Annotated in this window: 1 pseudogene; it reads left to right on the forward strand. The window is 41.5% G+C overall.

Going from position 1 to position 207, the window contains the following annotated elements:
- Positions 1-207, forward strand: a pseudogene (locus AABK37_RS42350) (hypothetical protein); the annotation flags it as partial.

The following is a 207-nucleotide window of genomic DNA, read 5'->3' on the forward strand; positions in this document are numbered from 1 at the left end:
GTCAGCATTCCAAAGTTTGCAAACCGCTTTTAGTAGATGGCGCAAAGGAATTACTAGACCGCCAACTCGTAAAACCCGTAAGAATAAACAGTCTTTCACTGTTGATGACAGCAACGGGAGCGTATTGGTCAAGTCGGGTAAATCTATTAAAATTCCTACTCTCGGCACATTTCGACTTCAGGAACCGCTAAAAGAAAATTATATCAG

Origin of the sequence: Tolypothrix sp. VBCCA 56010 (assembly GCF_050875635.1) — a bacterium.
GTDB lineage: Bacteria > Cyanobacteriota > Cyanobacteriia > Cyanobacteriales > Nostocaceae > Hassallia.